The 19,081-nt window shown below is 47.9% G+C and carries 15 protein-coding genes and 1 tRNA gene; 8 read left to right on the forward strand and 8 right to left on the reverse strand.

All coding sequences use genetic code 11. From position 1 onward, the window contains the following. The first annotated feature begins 5 nt into the window (after positions 1 to 5). Complete coding sequence (locus ACEW9O_RS22325; RefSeq protein WP_373552427.1) at positions 6 to 1,760, forward strand: M14 family metallopeptidase; 1,755 nt, start codon at positions 6 to 8, stop codon at positions 1,758 to 1,760. A gap of 121 nt (positions 1,761 to 1,881) precedes the next feature. Here ACEW9O_RS22325 and ACEW9O_RS22330 read toward each other — a convergent pair whose 3' ends face one another. From ACEW9O_RS22330 to ACEW9O_RS22340, 3 genes are all read right to left on the reverse strand, one after another. Next, positions 1,882 to 2,202 (reverse strand): ArsR/SmtB family transcription factor, encoded by a 321-nt coding sequence (locus tag ACEW9O_RS22330; RefSeq protein WP_373552428.1) that lies wholly within the window; start codon positions 2,200 to 2,202, stop codon positions 1,882 to 1,884. A 5-nt stretch (positions 2,203 to 2,207) separates the two neighbouring features. After that, positions 2,208 to 2,537 carry a 2Fe-2S iron-sulfur cluster-binding protein gene (locus ACEW9O_RS22335; protein WP_373552429.1) on the reverse strand — a complete coding sequence of 110 codons (330 nt, stop codon included), beginning with the start codon at positions 2,535 to 2,537 and terminating at the stop codon, positions 2,208 to 2,210. An 81-nt stretch (positions 2,538 to 2,618) separates the two neighbouring features. Next, the gene (locus tag ACEW9O_RS22340; RefSeq protein WP_373552430.1) at positions 2,619 to 3,110 is read right to left on the reverse strand and encodes an MOSC domain-containing protein; all 492 of its coding nucleotides are present in this window, start codon (positions 3,108 to 3,110) and stop codon (positions 2,619 to 2,621) included. Between ACEW9O_RS22340 and ACEW9O_RS22345 the strand changes: the two genes are divergently transcribed. Beyond that, complete coding sequence (locus ACEW9O_RS22345; protein ID WP_373552431.1) at positions 3,087 to 6,230, forward strand: WG repeat-containing protein; 3,144 nt, start codon at positions 3,087 to 3,089, stop codon at positions 6,228 to 6,230. The genes ACEW9O_RS22340 and ACEW9O_RS22345 overlap by 24 nt on opposite strands. A gap of 48 nt (positions 6,231 to 6,278) precedes the next feature. Here ACEW9O_RS22345 and ACEW9O_RS22350 read toward each other — a convergent pair. After that, positions 6,279 to 6,351 (reverse strand) — tRNA-Met (locus ACEW9O_RS22350). A 534-nt stretch (positions 6,352 to 6,885) separates the two neighbouring features. Here ACEW9O_RS22350 and ACEW9O_RS22355 point away from each other — a divergent pair. After that, positions 6,886 to 8,064 carry an acetyl-CoA C-acyltransferase gene (locus tag ACEW9O_RS22355; RefSeq protein WP_373552432.1) on the forward strand — a complete coding sequence of 393 codons (1,179 nt, stop codon included), beginning with the start codon at positions 6,886 to 6,888 and terminating at the stop codon, positions 8,062 to 8,064. A gap of 143 nt (positions 8,065 to 8,207) precedes the next feature. On the opposite strand, the gene ACEW9O_RS22360 is transcribed toward ACEW9O_RS22355, so the two are convergent. Beyond that, on the reverse strand, positions 8,208 to 8,804 hold the full coding sequence (locus ACEW9O_RS22360) for a hypothetical protein (RefSeq protein ID WP_373552433.1): 597 nt from the start codon (positions 8,802 to 8,804) through the stop codon (positions 8,208 to 8,210). Between the two features lie 365 nt (positions 8,805 to 9,169). On the opposite strand from ACEW9O_RS22360, the gene gcvP reads away from it, so the two are divergent. The 4 genes from gcvP (at position 9,170) to rfaD (ending at position 14,703) form a co-directional block, all read left to right on the forward strand. Continuing rightward, positions 9,170 to 12,037: an aminomethyl-transferring glycine dehydrogenase gene (gene gcvP / locus ACEW9O_RS22365; protein WP_373552434.1), complete on the forward strand. Its 2,868-nt coding sequence runs from the start codon at positions 9,170 to 9,172 to the stop codon at positions 12,035 to 12,037. After that, on the forward strand, positions 12,027 to 12,212 hold the full coding sequence (locus tag ACEW9O_RS22370; RefSeq protein WP_373552435.1) for a hypothetical protein: 186 nt from the start codon (positions 12,027 to 12,029) through the stop codon (positions 12,210 to 12,212). Before gcvP ends, ACEW9O_RS22370 begins: the two co-directional genes overlap by 11 nt. A 244-nt stretch (positions 12,213 to 12,456) precedes the next feature. After that, positions 12,457 to 13,653 carry a carboxypeptidase-like regulatory domain-containing protein gene (locus ACEW9O_RS22375; RefSeq protein WP_373552436.1) on the forward strand — a complete coding sequence of 399 codons (1,197 nt, stop codon included), beginning with the start codon at positions 12,457 to 12,459 and terminating at the stop codon, positions 13,651 to 13,653. 75 nt (positions 13,654 to 13,728) lie between these two features. Then, positions 13,729 to 14,703, forward strand: coding sequence for an ADP-glyceromanno-heptose 6-epimerase (gene rfaD, locus ACEW9O_RS22380; RefSeq protein WP_373552437.1), 975 nt, complete (start codon positions 13,729 to 13,731; stop codon positions 14,701 to 14,703). Position 14,704: 1 nt separating this feature from the next. Here the strand turns inward: rfaD and ACEW9O_RS22385 are convergent, their stop codons facing one another. The 3 genes from ACEW9O_RS22385 to ACEW9O_RS22395 form a co-directional block, all read right to left on the reverse strand. Then, a complete protein-coding gene (locus ACEW9O_RS22385) occupies positions 14,705 to 15,286 on the reverse strand; it encodes an O-methyltransferase (RefSeq protein ID WP_373552438.1) in 582 nt (193 codons plus the stop codon). A gap of 83 nt (positions 15,287 to 15,369) precedes the next feature. After that, entirely contained in the window at positions 15,370 to 15,723 is a 354-nt protein-coding gene (locus ACEW9O_RS22390; protein ID WP_373552439.1) for a DUF4180 domain-containing protein, read from the reverse strand. A 235-nt stretch (positions 15,724 to 15,958) separates the two neighbouring features. Then, complete coding sequence (locus tag ACEW9O_RS22395; protein WP_373552440.1) at positions 15,959 to 18,091, reverse strand: Tex family protein; 2,133 nt, start codon at positions 18,089 to 18,091, stop codon at positions 15,959 to 15,961. A gap of 138 nt (positions 18,092 to 18,229) precedes the next feature. Here ACEW9O_RS22395 and ACEW9O_RS22400 point away from each other — a divergent pair, with 138 nt between their 5' ends. Next, entirely contained in the window at positions 18,230 to 18,529 is a 300-nt protein-coding gene (locus tag ACEW9O_RS22400; protein WP_373552441.1) for a DUF433 domain-containing protein, read from the forward strand. The last annotated feature ends 552 nt before the right edge of the window (positions 18,530 to 19,081 follow it).

Consider the following 19,081-nt stretch of genomic DNA (forward strand, 5'->3'; position numbering starts at 1 on the left):
ACACCATGAATAAATTATTGTTTTTCTTCTGTTTGTTGGGTGTTACCGCCTTTGCGCAAACCCAACCCAACATCAGCCCCGCCGACCTCAACGGCATGCGCGCCGTAGGTTCACCAGCTGACCCCAAGGTCAAAGAGGAATGGCGGAAATACCACGACTACGCCCAAATCTCCGATTTTTGCCAGCGGATGGTCAAGGCACATCCCGATTTGGTCAAATTGCAATCCATCGGCAAGTCCTTCCAGGGGCGCGAGATGTGGCTGATGACCATCACCGATTACAAAACGGGCATTCCCGATCGCAAGCCGGGTTTTTACATAGATGGCAACATCCACGGCAACGAAATCCAGGGTGGGGAAATCGCCATGTATACTGCCTGGTACCTGGCCGAGAATTTTTATACCATGCCTTTCATCCGTGAATTGCTCCGCAACCGGGTGTTTTACATCATCCCTTCCATCAACCTGGATGGCCGTGAAAACTTCATCCACCAACCCAATACCGCCAGCAGTTCTCGCTCCGGCATGATGCCCCTGGATGACGACGATGATGGCGTGATCGATGAAGACAAACTCGACGATCTGGATGGCGACGGCAACATCGTGAGCATGCGCCGCAAAAACCCGCTGGGCCGTTGGAAAGTGGATCCCACCTACCCTACCCGCATGGTACCTGCGCGTACCGACGAAGCAGGTGAATACGAATTATTGGGCTCCGAAGGCCTGGACAACGACGGCGATGGTCAAGTCAACGAAGACAACTGGGGCGTCTACGACCCTAACCGCGACTGGGCCTGGAACTGGCAGCCCAACTATGTTCAAGGTGGTGCCTTGTTTTACCCCGGCACCCTGCCCGAAACCCGCAACATCAAAAGTTTCGTACTGGCTCACCCTAACATTGCTGGTGCCCAGAGCTACCACAACAATGGTGGCATGTTCCTGCGCGGCCCCGGAGCTGCCGAGGACGATCCTTTTTACAGCCAAGGCGACATTGCGGTGTACGACGTGATTGGCAAAATTGGAGAAAAAATTGTCCCTGGGTACAAGTATTTCATCATCCACAAAGACTTGTACACGGTATACGGTGGCGAGATCGACTGGTTTGCGCTGACCCGGGGAGTATTTACTTTCAGCAACGAATTGATGACCTCCTTCAAGTTGTTCAACCAACCGCCCAATGCGCAACAAAACCGCTTCCAAAACCAGGATTACGAAGAATTTGACAAATACCTGTTGATGGGTGATGGTTATGTGCAGTGGAAACCCTTCAAACACCCGCAGTTTGGTGACATTGAAATTGGTGGCCCTAAAAAGAACTACCTGCGCAACCACCCGGGCTTCTTGCTGGAGGAAGATGCCCACCGCAACATGTCTTTCACCCTCTTGCACGCCTACCAAATGCCCCAACTGGAGGTATTCAGCATCGTGAAAAAGCCGCTAGCCAATAACCTGACCGAGATCACCGCGACAGTGTACAACAGCCGCATCATGCCCACCCACTCGGCGCATGACCTGAAGTACAAAATTGAACGTCCTGATCACATCAGTTTGAAAAATGCTACGGTGGTAGCCGGGATGATCGTGGAAAACGAGGATTTCAACCAGACCAAGGAACAGAAATACACCCCACAAACGATTAATGTGCCGAATATCCCTGGAATGGGTGCAGTAAAAGTGCGTTGGATTGTGAGTGGGAAAGTGGATAAGGTAACGGTGGAGGTGGATAGCCGCAAAGGTGGCTTGATCAGCAAAACCGAATAAATCTTAGGTGCCCCTTAGGTGTCTGTGGTTTCTTAGGTGGTGAAATGATACCTGCTTCGCAGGCTTTTTTCTTTTCACCACCTAAGAAACCACAGACACTTAAGATACACCTTAGAAAGTATCAGCAAAAGCACTTCGCCTTGGCCATGAAGCCTTCCAGCATGGTTTTTACCTCCGTCCAGGCCTTTTGATCAATGCAATAACAAACCCGCACACCTTCTACCTCACCTTTGATCAGGCCAACTTTTTTTAGTTCGTTCAGGTGTTGCGACACCGTAGACTGCGAAAGTGGAATGGCGTGTACAATATCACCACATACGCAGCCCTGCACCTGCAGCAAATATTCCAAAATGGCAATCCGCGCCGGATGCGCTACGGCCCGAAACAAGTCGGCCAGGCGGTTTTGTTCAGCAGTAAAAAGATCAGCTTTGGTAGCGCCCATATGTTTTAATTTTCTGACTCAGGCGCCAATTGGACGGTAAGTCCTTCCAGTTCATCACTCAAATGCAACTGGCAACCCAAACGGGAATTGTCTTTCACAAAAAAGGCCTGATCCAGGATGTTTTCTTCATCTTCACTCTGTTCATGCAACTCGTGATCGCTCAATACGTATACGTGACAAGTTGAGCACAATGCCATCCCGCCACAAGTTCCTTTCACTGGCAATTCGTAGGCTTTACACAGTTCCATGAGGTTCATGTTCATGTCTGTCGGGCCTTCCAGTTCGTGTTTTACCCCTTCCCGATCGAACAGGGTAATGTTGATCATGTTGTCCATAGTAGCAATTCGTGCTGTTTGGGTTTATAAGTGTGTATGGAATTCCAAACACACACAAAAACAGTTTAAAGCTTCAAAAAGTTATACTTGTTTTTCAGGCAAAATCAAGGCGACTTCATCACCCAGATTTATGTTCCCTCCATTAATCACCCTGGCAGTAATCCCACCGTGCCCGCGCATCGCGTTGTACCCTCCTGGCCCCAGATTCTCTTCCATCCTTTGGCAGGGAAAACACTTGCCCGTCATCTCCAAAACGGCCTCGCCAATGCGGAATTGCTGGTCTTTTAACGCCAGCAAATTGATTCCTGACACCACAATGTTCCGCCGGGTTAGTTGAGGATCGATGGGTTCCCGCCCCAAAATCGCTCCTGCTGCGACCAGGTGCTCCGCTTGAATCAAAGTCACCTGGCGTTTGCCATTTTGGCCCGCGTACCGATCGCCAGTCAACCCATTTTCGGTTTGGGCTTCAACGGATTCTACTGGTACGAGGGTCGCACGCGAGGCAGGCCGCAGGCCAATCCATTCCACTTTGCCAATTTGGGGTAGGGAGTGAATGAGTTCCTGGATGATCATTGGGAAATTGTGTTAATTAAAAAACGCTGCAAAATACAAAAGCTGGCGGATTTTGCATTAGAAGAACAGACGCCTAAATTTTTCAAGATAAAACGCCCATTTATGCTCCTCTTCTTTTTTTTGCTAAACTGGCTAAATCCAGGTTCCTTTATTTCAAATTCCCGGCCTGTAGTTTTGCCCTATTTAAGCATCAATTCAGCAAATCTTTCTCAGGCAGATACTTTAATTCCGAGAGAAAAATTTGGGAAATGGGGGTATACTGACCGAACTGGGCAATTCACCATCCCTCCAAGATTTGATTGGGCAGGCCCCTTCAGGGAAGGCTTGGCGTTGGTTCATGTAGGTGAATATGAAACACTTGAAGCTCATGGGTATATTGACACGCGGGGAGAATTCGCGATTGCTCCGCAATTTCATTCTGCATACTCATTTTACCAAGGCGTTGCTCTGGTTCGGGGAAAACGCCTATGGGGGCTGATCAATACCCACGGCCAATACTTAATTCAACCCAAATTTACTCATGCTGATGCTTTTTCTGAAGGATTAGCTTTGGTGGTACTGGATCATAAATGTGGGTATATCGACACCAAAGGTCAATTTCAAATCCAACCTCAGTTTGATTCGGTGGGTTGTGCTTCTTTTAAAAATGGCTTAACACAAGTTAGTTTGAACAAGCAACAAGGCTTTATTGACAAAACAGGAAACTTCGTAATCCAACCCCGTTTTCGTGGTACATCGCCCTTTGCCGAAGATCTGGCAGCAGTCAAGTATGACAATAAATGGGGGTTCATTGATAATAACGACCAAATCGTCATCCCTTTTCAATTCGATGAAGCAAGGTCATTTGACCATGGCTTTGCACTTGCCAAAATAAAAGATAAATGGGGCATCATCAATAAAACAGGGCAGTTTCAAGTATCTCCTCAATTTGAGGACATTTATCCTTTGTCAAATGGTTCGATAATTGCAAAAAAAGAGAAAAAACTGAGCCTTTTTACTCCAAAGGGCCAGACCTTATTAGAGTTCACACCAGACACAATTTTCTTACTAGACCATTATTTATCCCGAATAAGTGCCAAACATCTATTACGCTACCAAGAAGCAGATAGGCTTGGCTTTATACATATTAATGGCCAAATCCGAATCCAGGCTCAACTTGCCAATGCACAACCCTTTTATGAGGATTTGGCTGCTGTAAAAAAAGATCAAAAATGGGGCTTTATAGATACCTTGGGAGTCTTTAAAATTGAGCCTGAGTACGACACAGTTTTTTCCTTTCGCGAAGGTCTCGCCGCAGTCAAAAAAGATGGTAAATGGGGTTATGTCGACCAATCCAATCACATCGTATTGGCCATGCAATTTGATCAAGTTCATAATTTTCGGGATGGCCTAGGCTGGGTGCAAAAAAATGGCCTCTGGGGATTAGTCAATGATCAAGGCCAAGTGCTCATTCAACCACAATTTGCTGCCTTCAGAATCTTTAGAGACAGCGTCGCCTTTGTGCAAGGAAAAAATCTTTGGGGGCTGGTAGATGCTTCCGGGAGAATGCTATTTGAGCCGCAATTCGACCGTCCTACCTCTTTTCGCAAAGGAGTAGCAGTAGTCAAAAGAGGCGAAAAATACGCCTTAATCAATACCAAAGGTCAATTTTTGTTACCGCCAGAGTACCAGAAAATCGATCTTCTCTATCACGGCATTGCACACGTCAAAAAAGATGGCCTTTGGGGTGTCGTCAACTACCAAGGGAAATTTTTGATCCAACTCCAATTTAAGGACATCCATTCCAGACAAGATAATGTTACGACAATAACCGACCAGGAAGACAAGAAAGGATTTATTGATGAAAACGGGAAAATAGTCGTTGCCCCCCAATTTCAATATATTGATTTCTTTTTCCAAGGAAGTATGTTGGTAAAAAAAGATAATCAATGGGGCTTAATTGATCAAAAAGGTCAATTCATCCTTACTCCACAGTTTGATGAAGTTAAATCCTTTAAAGACAGTGTGACTTGGATCCAACAAAACAACAAATGGGGCCTCATCAACTCGCAAGGAAAGATCTTGATTGCGCCTCAATTTGACTATTTTTATGATTTTGATGAAAAAATTGCCAAGGTTCAAAAAGGTAATTTTTGGGGCTTAATTGATCAAAAAGGTCAATTCATCCTTACTCCACAGTTTGACAAAATTGAACCATTTTATTACGGTGTGGCTTGGGTCAAGCAAAACAACAAATGGGGCCTCATCAACTCGCAAGGGAAGTTATTAATTGTGCCTCAATTTGACGATTTTGATGATTTTAGTGAACAAATTGCCTCGGTTAAAAAAGGTAATCGTTGGGGCTATGTCAAGCCTTCAGGAGAATTTTTCATTAAACCTCGATTTAATAGAGCCTATTCATTTTTCGACTCCCTTGCTGTGGTCGAAAAACGTGGGCTTTGGGGGTTTTTGAGTACTTCGGGCAAATATTTCATTAAGCCTCAATACGAAGAAGCCTGGGAATTTGCAGCACGTCCAGATGGCGAAGTTGCAGCAGCAAAAAAGGATGAGAAATGGGGATTCATAGATCGAACTGGTAAGTTTAGAATCAAACCCCAATTTGAAAACATAGATTTAAGAGGGCTTAGGAAAGGGTATGGCGCCAGCATAAAAAAAGACGACAAATGGGGTTTAATTGACTCAAAAGGGCGTGTCATTTTTGAGCCCCAATTCGATGGCCCTCTCTCATTTAACCATGGCATTGCGGTCTTTCATCAAGACGGAAAATATGGCATTTTAAACAATGAAGGAAAAATAATTGTCCCAGCCAATCTTGATCAAGTGGATAAGACACACGATAGATGGATCAAATGTTCTATAGGTATTAAACAAGGGCTCTTCATGGTTAAAGAAAAGCTTTTTTTCGCCTGCAACTACGAAGACATCAAGCCCTGCAAAAACGGCTGGGCCATCGCCAAAAATGGCGGCAAATGGGGCTGGGTCGACGTTCAAGGAAAAGTGATGATTCCCCATCAATTCGATGCCGCCGAACCCTTCGACTTCGAAAACAAAGCCCTCGTCCAAAAAGGCACCGAGCGCTACTACATCAATCGAGAAGGGAAAAAGATAGAAACGAAGTGAGTTAAAATAAAAAAGCCGGACGACATTACATCATCCGGCTTTACTTCGTAGCGGCGGCAGGACTTGAACCTACGACCTTCGGGTTATGAGCCCGACGAGCTACCAACTGCTCCACGCCGCGCTGTTTAGGACTGCAAATATAGAGCAGACTTTTGGATTAAACAACCCTTTTTGCAAATAAAAACTATTTTTCCTGCGTCTACCTGCTATTTTTTACTTCAAAAAGCTGAACGACAGGGCTTTGCTTTTTGAAAAAAACTTTTGGGCTTTAAGTCAACCGGAATAATTCCCTTGCTGTTGAATATTGGACTGGAAAACAGGTTTAATTTTGTGTGCAACATGAGTCATCCCGAATTTTTAGGATGACAAACCGCGGATGCGGTTGAATTTTGAATAGCCCCGGTCGTCCGGGGTCATTTTGGTAGCAAAAGGTTTCGCAACCACGGATGCGGTTGAACTTTTTGCTCAATTTTGTTCAACCACTGCCGTGGTTGCCGCCAATTTGACCCAACTATTTACCCCGGACGACCGGGGCTATTATAAATTCAATCGCTCCGCGATTAGGTTTATGCCCGATTTTGACTTTTCAAAAATTCGGGATGACTCATGTTTCCTCAACCTTCTCAACCAGATTAGTCCTTTCCAAACCAATAACATGAAAGAAGTATTCATCGTTTCGGCCGTTCGTACCCCAATAGGAAGTTTTGGCGGCGTACTGGCAGGTTTTAGCGCCACGCAATTGGGCAGCATCGCCATCAAAGGTGCGCTGGCCAAAGCTGGAGTTGCCCCCGATCAAGTCCAGGAAGTGCTGATGGGCAACGTCTGCTCCGCCAATCTGGGCCAGGCACCTGCCCGACAAGCTTCCCGAGGTGCTGGCATCCCCGACAATGTACCTTGTACCACCATCAATAAAGTGTGCGCCTCCGGCATGAAATCCATCATGTACGGGGCCCAATCCATCATGCTGGGTTACACCGACCTCGTCGTAGCTGGCGGCATGGAAAGTATGAGCAATATCCCCTACTACGTGCCTTCCGCGCGTTGGGGCAGCAAATACGGCAACATGGAATTCGTAGACGGACTCGCCAAAGACGGCCTCACCGATGCCTACGACCACCAGGCCATGGGCACCTGCGGCGACGCCACCGCGGCCAAGTTCAACATTTCCCGCGAAGCCCAGGACGAATTTGCCATTCGCTCCTATACCCTGGCCGCCGAAGCGACTCAAAATGGCTGGTTCAAAAACGAAATAGTACCCGTGAGTATCCCCCAACGCAAGGGCGATGCCATCGACCTGTTGGAAGACGAAGAGTACAAAAAAGTAGACTTCAGCAAAATCCCTACGCTCCGCCCAGCATTCAGCAAAACCGGAACGGTTACTGCGGCCAACGCCAGTACCTTGAATGATGGCGCGGCGGCTCTGATTTTGGCCAGCAAAGAAATGGTGGAAAAACTGGGCCTCACGCCCATTGCCAAAATCCTCGCTTTTGCGGATGCAGAGCAGGAGCCACAGTGGTTCACCACTACACCCACCATTGCCGCTCCTTTGGCGATGAAACGGGCCGGCATCAGCGCCAGCGAGGTCGACTTTTTTGAGGTCAACGAGGCTTTTGCGGTGGTGCCTATGGCCTTCAATCAGGTTTTGGGCATTGATGAGGCCAAAGTCAACGTATTTGGCGGCGCTTGTGCTTTGGGCCACCCTCTCGGCGCTTCCGGTGCACGCATCGTGACTACCCTGACCAATGTGTTGAACCAAAAAGAAGCTAAAATAGGTTTGGCGGCCATTTGTAATGGTGGTGGTGGTGCTTCGGCCATGGTGATTGAACGGGTGTGAAGAGTGAAGAGTGAAAAGTGATAAGTGAAAAGTGATGAGTGAAGAGTTGGCTGCCGCAGCGACTTTAACAATGTGGCTGCGGCAGCCAACTTTTCACTTTTCACTCATCACTCATCACTTTTCACTCTTCACTCTTCCCTCTCCTACCCTCTCCGTCTTTCCATCAAGATCATCATCATCAGCCCCAGGATGACTCGTTCTTCCTCACCTGGCTCGAAGTTGTTCAACTTTTCCAGCGAAAAACGCCGACCAACTAGTGAAGGCTGTTTTTTCAAGCGGATCACTTCTGTCCCATCGGGCCGAGTGACCATGTAGGAAGGATTAAAAAGGTATCCGGTAAACAAGCCTAGAATGGGAATTTCGCTGAGCACCGCGTCAGCCACTTTGACCCAGCCATTTTCTTCCTGAATCAGCAAATCCTGGTTCGCCTTTTCATCAAAAATTTCATACCGGGCTTTCCAGATTGAAGCCCAGCCTTTGCGGCCAATCCGGCCAATTTCCTGGCCCAGGTGATTGGTAAAGGTATAAGTGGCTGAAAAATCAATCCACTTGTTCGCTTTGATGGTAAATAAAATATTGGATTTGAGGTCGTTGTCGTAGACAACTACTTCATCCACCAGTTTGAGCATTTTTTGGCGTACGTAGCCAATGTCGTTGCCCATGGCGTCTTCAACCAAAAAATCATTGGAGAGGGTACCAATTTTGAAAGTGAATTGAACTGGGAATTGAATGTTTTTCATAGTTATAGGGTTTGGATTTGTGAATTTCGACTAAAGATAAAATTAAATTCAAAAGTGCTCAACCATAGGTGTTCGTTTTGAGTTCCAGTGTTGCGCAAATGATCTTTGTCATGGTAATAAGCACAATCGAACCATTATTTTTATGTACTGAATTGCTATACACCGCGCGGTATGGAAAGGTGAAATTTTGGCGAGTTTAATTTTTTGACCTGCAAGGCGCAAAGCGCAGACGTAGCCAAAGCTACGGCGAGCATTTGCAACGCGGCAGGGCGAAAAAATAAACCGACAAAAATCACCTGTTCATACCGCGCGGTGTATAACTTTGCGCTTTCTTTTTCCTAACCAAACCAGCAGGGTTTTGCAACATGAGCACAATGACATTTTTTGATCAGTTCATTGATCGACATATTGGCCCCAATGCCGCAGAATTACAGGAAATGTTGACGGTAATCGGCGTTTCTTCCCTCGATCAACTCATTGACGAAACAGTACCCCCCGCCATTCGCCTCCAGGGTGAATTGGCCTTGCCCGAAGCACTTTCCGAGTTTGAGTACTTGCGCGAGTTAGAAAAAATAGCGGCTAAAAACCAGGTTTTCCGCTCTTACCTCGGTCTGGGGTATTACGGAACCATCACTCCTTCGGTCATTTCCCGCAATATTTTCCAAAACCCAGGTTGGTACACCCAATACACGCCCTACCAGGCGGAAATTGCCCAGGGCCGCTTGGAGGCACTGCTCAATTTCCAGACCATGGTCAGCGACATGACCGCTTTGCCCATCGCCAACGCCTCTTTGTTGGATGAAGGTACTGCCGCTGCGGAAGCCATGGCCATGTTCCACAGTGTGGTGAGCAAAAAACGCAAAACAGCCAATACTTATCTGGTTTCCGATCAGGTTTATCCACAAACCATCGATTTGTTGATCACTCGGGCCAAGCCATTGGGGATTGAGGTGGTGGTGAAGCCTGTTGCCGATTTTGTTTTGGACGAAAATAGCTTTGGCATCCTGCTCCAATACCCCGCCGGAAATGGATCAGTCGAAGATTACCGCGCCCTGACCGAAGAAGCGCACGCCAAAGACATCACCGTTACGGTTTGTTCTGACCTGCTGGCGCTAGCCCTGTTGACTCCTCCGGGCGAATGGGGTGCCGATGCGGTGGTCGGCAACTCCCAACGTTTTGGGGTGCCCATGGGTTATGGTGGCCCACACGCGGCCTTTTTTGCTACCAAAGATGAATACAAACGTTTGATCCCCGGTCGCATCATTGGCGTATCGGTAGATAGCCATGGTAAACGGGCGCTGCGCATGGCGCTGCAAACCCGCGAGCAACACATCCGCCGCGAAAAAGCGACGTCCAACATCTGTACTGCGCAGGCATTGTTGTCCATCATGGCTAGTATGTACGCTGCCTACCATGGCCCCAAAGGCATCAAAGCCATTGCTCAGCGGGTGCATGGCAGCGCTCAGATTTTGGCCAAAAACCTGCAAGCGCTTGGCTATACCCAAAAGAATGCCCACTACTTTGATACCTTGTTCATTGAAACCGACACTGCTACCCAGCAAGCCATTCAAAAGGCGGCACTGGCCGAAGGGATCAATTTTTATTATCCAGCTGGTGCGGTGCAAATCACTGTGGATGAGACCGTACTGCCCGCTGATTTGAGTGACATCATAACCGTTTTTGCTAAAGTTAAAAACGCTGATGTTACCGTGGATTTTAGCGGAGTCGGTGGACTTCAAATCCCCGCTCCCCTCCAACGCGATACCGAATACCTGAGCCATCCGGTATTCAACAGCTACCATACCGAGAGTAAAATGATGCGCTATATCAAGCGCCTGGAAAACCGGGATTTGTCACTGACCCATTCCATGATTCCACTCGGCTCCTGCACCATGAAGCTCAATGCGGCCAGTGAGTTGATGCCCGTAAGTTGGCCAGCTTTTGCCAATTTGCATCCCTTCATTCCAGCCGATCAGGCTAAAGGGTACCAACAGATTTTTGAAGAACTGGAAGCCTACCTTTGTGCCTGCACAGGTTTTGATGCCTGCTCTTTACAGCCCAACTCGGGTGCACAAGGGGAATACGCCGGTTTGTTGACCATCCGGGCCTATCACGAAGCCAATGGCAACACCCACCGCAATGTATCCTTGATTCCGTCTTCAGCACACGGTACCAACCCAGCCAGCGCCGTTATGGCGGGTATGGAAGTGGTGGTGGTTGGCTGCGATGAGCAAGGCAATATCGATGTGGACGACCTGCGCGCCAAAGCTGAAAAACACAGCGCCAATCTTTCCTGCCTGATGGTGACTTACCCCTCCACCCACGGGGTGTTTGAAACCCGCATCAAGGAAATTTGTGCCATCATCCACCAGCACGGTGGTAAAGTATACATGGACGGTGCCAACATGAACGCCCAGGTAGGCCTGACCAGTCCTGCCGAAATTGGGGCAGATGTGTGTCACCTGAACCTACACAAAACCTTCGCCATTCCACACGGAGGCGGCGGCCCGGGCATGGGCCCAATTTGTGTCAACAACAGTTTGAAGCCATTTTTGCCCAAACACGCCTTGGTCGCTACTGGAGGAGATCGGGGTATCCACGCCGTATCCGCAGCGCCTTGGGGTAGTGCCAGTATCCTGCTGATCAGCTACGGTTATGTAAGGATGTTGGGCAAAGTGGGGGTAAAAGCTTCTACCGAATACGCTATCTTGAATGCCAACTACATCAAAGCACGCTTGGAGGGCCAGTACGAGGTGTTGTATACGGGTGAAAAAGGCCGCAGCGCCCACGAATTGATTGTGGACTTGCGTCCTTTCAAAGCCTTAATCAGCGCGGAAGATGTGGCCAAACGTTTGATGGATTACGGTTTCCACGCGCCTACACTTTCTTTCCCGGTGGCGGGTACGATCATGATCGAGCCTACGGAGAGTGAAAGTTTGGATGAGCTGGATCGTTTCTGTGACGCACTCTTGCTGATTCGCAAAGAAATTGACGAAATCGCAACAGGTGAAGCAGATCCAAAATCCAATGTACTGAGCAATGCGCCACACACGGCGGACTTGGTTACTGCGGATGAATGGCCTTTTAGCTATTCCCGTGAAAAAGCGGCTTACCCCCTGCCCTATTTGCGCCATGGCTACAAATTCTGGCCAACAGTCAGCCGGATTGACAATGCCTTTGGGGATCGGAATTTGATTTGTACTTGTCCGCCGTTAGAGGCGTATGCAGAATAAAGGATTCCAGGGTTCCAAAGTTCCAGGGGTTCCAGGGTTTGGGGGGCTGGATTTTGGAACCCTACCGCTGACTTCAGGTATTGATGATTTGGGGCGGCAAAAGGGTACAACGGTAATCGTCCAGGCTGAGCGGGTCAGCGGCACTAGCCGCGAAACGTCTGTAGAAATAAGATAAGGTGAGTCAGTTAAAGGTGCAGAGCACCGCAACAAATTACGCTTACTGTTGCGGTGCTCTGCACCTTCAATTAAACCGCTATGCCTGCTTTCTATCGACGTTAGGCGGCTAGCGCCGCTGGTCGTAAGCACCATATTTTACAACTCAGCACAATTTTTTGTCGCAGTCATTCACTATATTTGGTGTCGTGCGATAACCCTGGAACTTTGGAACTTGGAACCGTAGAACCTTCAAACATCCCTTCATGCCCGCGCCTCGTTTTTCCATACTACTGGTTTTTCTGCTGCTCTTGGGAGGGACACTTAAAGGTTTTACCCAAAACTTAAGGGGCCGCATCGTAGATGCCAACACCAACGAGCCACTCGCCTTCGCCAGCGTTTATTACAACAATACCAGCGTTGGGGTACAAAGTGACATTGAGGGAAAATTCAGCATCAAATCGATGGGCTTAAATGTTGAATTGGTCGTTTCTTACATTGGCTATGAAACCATCAATTTTCCGATCAATACCTCCTACTTGGGAAGAAGCCTATTGTTCAAATTAAGCCCAAAAGTCAATGAAATGGGAGCCTTCCAGGTGAGTAGCAAACGTGGAAAATCCTGGTACCACAACTTTGAACTGTTCAAAAAAAAGGCGATCGGGGTGGGTATGTTCGCCAACAATTGCAAAATCCTGAACCCTGAGGCCCTGCAATTTGCCTACGATACTGCCACCCTGACCATGCGCGCCAGCGCCGATGAAATGCTCAAAATAGAGCACTCGGCTTTTGGCTTTATGATCAATTATTCGCTCTCCCAATTCGAATACAATATCCTTACCCGGGTTTTTGTCATCAAAGGTTTTCCTTTTTTTGAAAAAATGACGGGCAGCCCTGCTCAGGAACGGCGTTGGCGCAACAATAAAAAACTGGCTTACGAAGGCTCAATGCTTCATTTTGTGCATTCCATTCACAATCGTGCTTTACAACAGGAAGGTTTTGAATTGCATTGGGTCGAACGAAAGCCCAATCCGGCGTTTGTGGAAGACCCCAAAATCAAAAAAGCGGTGAATGCGTTAAAAAGACAAACCTTATATGAGGCCAGTCAACCCGAGAATGCGCACCAACAAACGATTAGCCGGGCTGATCAGGAGCGGTTTTTAGAATTTGTAGATACCAGCGCCGTGTCTTACGAAGATTTTTTAGTGGAGGCGGATTCGATGGTGTATTTACAATTTCGCAATTATTTGCAGGTAAAATATGCAATGCCCGGTTACACCTGGGCGTCTAGCCAGTCGGGAACAAAAACCTCCCTGGTTTTTTTGAGTAAAGAGCGAGTAGCCTTGGATCCTTCCGGGCGAGTACTGGAACCCGACATGTTGATGCTGGAAGGCTATTGGGCCACCCAACTATTGGGAGATTTACTGCCCTTTGATTATTTGCCACAAAAAGAAAAAGATTGATTTGGTGTTCGGTTCCAGCCAAGTTCCATTTTTACCTATTTTTGCTTCGTAAAACTACCCTAATAACTTTCAACCATGATCATCGTAACCGGAGCAGCAGGATTTATTGGCAGCGCCATGGTGCAGCAACTCAACGACGCGGGGCACCTGAACCTCGTCGTTGTAGATGAATTCAGCCGAGCGGACAAAAACCGCAACCTGCAAAACAAAGCCTTCATTCAAAAACTGGATCGGGAACAACTGTTTTCCTGGCTGGAGCGCATGCACGCCAGTGTAGATTTCATTTTCCATTTGGGGGCCCGCACCGATACGACCGAACAGGACACGGCCATTTTTGACCACCTGAACCTGCACTATACCCAACAATTGTGGGAGCAATGTACCCGCTTCAACGTCCCGCTGATTTATGCTTCCAGCGCGGCCACCTATGGCCTGGGTGAGTTGGGTTATGAAGATAGCCATGAGGTAATCGGCCAATTGAAGCCACTCAATCCTTACGGATGTTCCAAAAACGACTTCGACATTTGGGCTTTGCAACAAGAAAAAACGCCACCGTTTTGGGCAGGTTTGAAGTTTTTCAACGTTTATGGCCCCAATGAATACCACAAGGGACGGATGGCTTCGGTCATCTGGCATACCTACCGCCAAATCAAAGAAACGGGCGGCATGAAATTGTTCCGCTCCCATCGCCCTGATTTTAAAGACGGGGAACAGAGCCGGGATTTCATCTACGTAAAGGATGTCCTGAAGGTGATGTACTTTTTGTACCAACAGCGGCCCCAAAATGGCTTGTACAACCTGGGCACAGGTCAGGCGCGCACCTTCCTGGATTTGGCCAGCAACACCTTCAAGGCGATGGGACTGGAACCCAACATCGACTTCGTCGATACTCCTGCCGATATCCGGGACACTTACCAATACTTCACGGAGGCCAATATGGCCAAGTTGCACAGTGTTGGGTATGCTGAGCCGTTTTATAGCCTGGAAGCGGGTATCGAAGACTACGTTAAAGGGTATTTATTGGAAGGTTTGGGGCCGAAAATTTATTAGGTCAATACCTTCTGGTTGCGATGATGACGCCGGTCGACCAATTCATTTTGGTTGAAGTAAGGTCTGGGCGTTGCTCCAAATAGGCCACCAAGGCATCTACTTTGTCCTGATGCCCGGCTGGCCAATTGGGCTGGGCCGACATGTCATCAATCACGTAAAAGCCGCCAATTTTTAGTAAAGCCAGGGTTTCGTCAATCTCGCTGTATTTGCCAGGCCAGGCGTCGGCAAAAATCAGGTCGAAGGGTTCTCCTTTATAATTTTTGATCCACTCTGTCCCGTCCGCACAAACGATGCTGAGGCGGGAGTCTGCACCAAAAAAATCCTGCGCGATGGCGCACAAGGCGGGGTCATTGTCAACGGTAGTGAGTGTGGAGTTGGCATCCAAGCCATCGATCATCCAGGATAAGGATAGGCCGATTCCAGTGCCCAATTCCAGCACATTGGCAGCGGGTTTGGAGCTGATCAAGGTTTTTAAGAGGGTACCGATGTACAGATCAGAAGGCATGCTGAAGCCAATTTCCTGGCATTTGGCTTCAATTGCCGCGTGAATTTTCGGTTTGTCCAGAATGTTCGAGTCGTTCATGTAGTTTTGTTTCTGTGCAGAAAACTACAGGTTTTTCGATTGTACGCTGGACTCGATAATTGTTGATTTACGGTCTTTAAATCCTAGGCACAAAGCTTCGCTTTGGCTTCTTCTGCCGAAGAGACAAAGCTGACTCGGCCCATTTTATTGCTTTCAAAAATGAAGTCCTGCAAACTTTTGCTGGTATATTGGCTGAAGTCGCCCACAATGGCCAAACGCAATTGATAGGTGGATACCTTTTGCAGGATTTCACCCGCAATTCCAGTTTTTAAGTCAAAAAAATCGGGAATCAATTGATGGGCATGGATGATGATTTTTTCCGCACCTTGATAGGCGCAATTGATCAGGAGTTCCACGGTTTCTTGGGGGTTTTGGATGGAAGTGCCTGTGACCTCGGCGATAGATTGGTTTTGGTGTTGGGTGATTTCGATGTTCATCACTGGTGGGTTATAAAAATTATGAAATTCGATTACTCGCCTTCGGCGATGAGGAGCAACAATTTATTAGACACGAATTTTTGCAAAAGCACCAAAGCGACATTTTTTAGCACAAAGAAAACACAAAGGCAGCACAAAGGACACAAAGTTAGACGTTGACGACGCTTCGCTTTGTGTCCTTTGTGTCCTCTTCTTATTCTTTGTGGTTAAAAAATGTTTAGGTGGGATGCTAAATTTACACGTCCTTCATCGACAACTGCACCCGCTTCCGCGCAATATCCACCTCCACGATCCGCACATTCACCTCCTGACGCAGGCTCACCACCTCCATGGGGTTTTTCACAAAGCGATTGGCCATTTGGGATACGTGCACCAGTCCCTTTTCCTTGATGCCAATGTCGATGAATGCCCCAAAATTGGTAATGTTTTCCACGATGCCGGGCAAAACCATACCAGGTCGCAAGTCTTCGATGCTGTGTACATTGCCAAAGTCGAAGGATTTTGCGGTACCCCGAGGGTCAAGCCCCGGTTTTTCCAATTCCTTCATGATGTCTTGCAGGGTGGGTAGCCCCACTTTATCGTTTACGTAACGTTTGAGTTCTACCTTTCGGCGCAATTGGGCGTCGCTGATCAGGTCTTTGACCTTGCAGGACAAGTCCTTGGCCATCTGCTCTACGATGTGGTACGTTTCCGGGTGTACTGCCGTATTGTCTAGCGGGTTTTTAGCCCCCCGAATGCGCAAGAAGCCCGCGCATTGTTCAAAAGCTTTGTCGCCCAGACGGGCCACTTTTTTGATTTCGCTCCGCGAGTTAAAAGCCCCATTTTGCGCCCGGTACTCCACGATGTTTTTGGCAATCACTGGCCCAAGCCCGGAGATGTAAGTCAGCAGGTGTTTACTGGCCGTATTGAGGTTTACCCCCACGCTGTTCACACAACTTTCCACCACCAAATCCAGGCTATCTTTGAGCATACTTTGGTTGACATCGTGCTGGTACTGCCCTACCCCGATGGATTTGGGGTCAATTTTCACCAGTTCGGCCAAGGGGTCCATCAAACGACGGCCAATCGACACCGCACCCCGTACGGTTACATCGTAATCGGGGAATTCTTCCCGCGCCACATCGGAAGCCGAATAGATGGAGGCGCCCGCTTCGTTGACCATAAACACCTCCACTTCGTGCTTGAAGTTGATGCCCCGGCAAAGGCTCAGGGTTTCCCGCCCGGCGGTTCCGTTGCCTACGGCGATGGCATCGATGCCGTGTTTGTCGACCAAAAAAGCGATGGTTTTTTTCGCGCCTGCTTCGTCCGATTGGGGCGGATGGGGGTAAATGGCGAGGTTTTCGACCAGGTTGCCATTGTCGTCCAGCACCACCAATTTGCAGCCCGTGCGAAAGCCAGGGTCGAGGCCCATCACCCGTTTTTGCCCCAGAGGCGCGGCCAGCAGCAATTGCCGCAGGTTTTGGGTGAACACGTCGATGGCTTCCTTGTCCGCCTTTTCTTTGGAGATGTTGCGGAATTCGGTTTCAATCGAGGGAGCCAACAAGCGCTCGTAACTGTCGTGGATGGCGGTTTTCACTTCCCTACTGGCGGCACCAGCTCCTTTGACAAAACGTTTTTCCAATTGGTATTTGGTGTCTTCTTCGTCAGCGGGCACGATCAGCACCCGCAAAAAACCTTCCTCTTCGCCCCGGCGCATGGCCAGCAAGCGGTGGGAAGGGCATTTGTTGAGCGCCTCCGAAAAGTCGAAATAGTCTTTGTATTTGTCGCCTTCCTTCTCCTTGCCGCGGGCAACTTTAGATTGGACGATGGCGGTTTTGGAAAAAATGCGGCGCATCGAATTCCGGGCGTCTTCACTTTCGTTGACCATCTCGGCGATGATGTCGCGGGCACCGGCCAGGGCTTCTGCTACGTTGGGCACCTCATCGCTGAGGTATTTGCCCGCGAGGATTTCGGGATCGTCGGCGTCGCGTTGTTCGAGGATGCGCAGGGCCAATGGCTCCAGGCCTTTTTCGCGGGCTACCGAGGCGCGGGTTTTCTTTTTGCGTTTGTAAGGCAGATAAATGTCTTCCAACACGGTGGGGTCGTAGCAGTTTTCGATGCGCTGGCGCAGTTCATCGGTGAGTTTGCCTTGCTCGGCAATGGAACCGAGTACACTCTCCTTGCGTTTTTCCAGTTCATCGAATTTTTTGTGCTCGCGCTGGATGTCGGCGATTTGTACTTCATCCAACTCGCCCGTGGCCTCTTTGCGGTAACGGGAAATAAAGGGAATGGTGGAACCCTCGTCCAACAACTGGATGGTGTTTTTGACTCGTCCAAAGGAAATGCCCGTGGCCTGGGCGATCAATTCGAGGTGTTTGGTCGTACTCATCGATTTTTGGCATTTTGTTTTCCCAAAACAACTGCGATTGCCGGGGGAACAAAAGTAAAAAAGCTGGGGAAATCAAACAAAAGTATTTTGATATTTTTCGTTTGATATTTTTTTTGTAAACTTGAAAAAAAATTAAAAATGGAAATTGTTTCCAAGAATTACATTGCTATTGATGGGGACACCTGTAGTGGAAAACCGCATATTGTAGGGCGTCGCATTACGGTGCCACAGATTTCGGTTTGGCATGAGGTAATGGGGAAATCGGCGGATGAGATTGCGACGGAGTATGATTTGAGCTTGAGTGAGGTTTATTCGGGATTGGTTTATTATTTTGATCATCGGGAGGAGATGGATGGGGTGATTGAGGAGAGTGAGATTTTTGTGCGGGAGTTGCGGGGGAGGATTCCTTCGAAGATAAATCGCTTGGGAAGCTTTTAATGGTGTATCATGTTATCAAAGTTTGGGCAAAATTAAAATCCAATTGATAGTATTAAAATTTAATGGATTATCGCTTGTATAATAAACAATTGATCACTATATTTGCAAATGAGACGACTACAGTGTAACCACTGAAGCGAAAGAAAACGATATGCGGACTAAGCGAACTTACCCGCAACAGACGACTAAGTAAAAGCTTACATGCATGAACTACACACAAAACAATTTGGCTCATCTTCCCTTCTTGAATGCCTCTACAATTGCCTAGAAATGAGCAAAATTTCATCCCATTCAGCAAACTGGGAAGATGAGCCAACAACTTTTTAGAAATGTAATCAATTTAGAATATGGCTTTTACTACTAATCCCATAAACATGGATGCAGAAAATGCGACTAAAACACCCTTACAAAACGGCGTTGTTGCATGAATAAAAAGCCAATATCTAAGACCATTGCTAGACAAACTAAACTGTCATTATCGGTTTAGAAACAGGCATACCTTGGGCTGCCATGATATTGAGGAGCTTAATTTTTATATCGGTCTCTTTTTGC

It is taken from the genome of Haliscomenobacter sp. (genome assembly GCF_041740695.1).
In the GTDB taxonomy this organism is placed as follows: domain Bacteria; phylum Bacteroidota; class Bacteroidia; order Chitinophagales; family Saprospiraceae; genus Haliscomenobacter.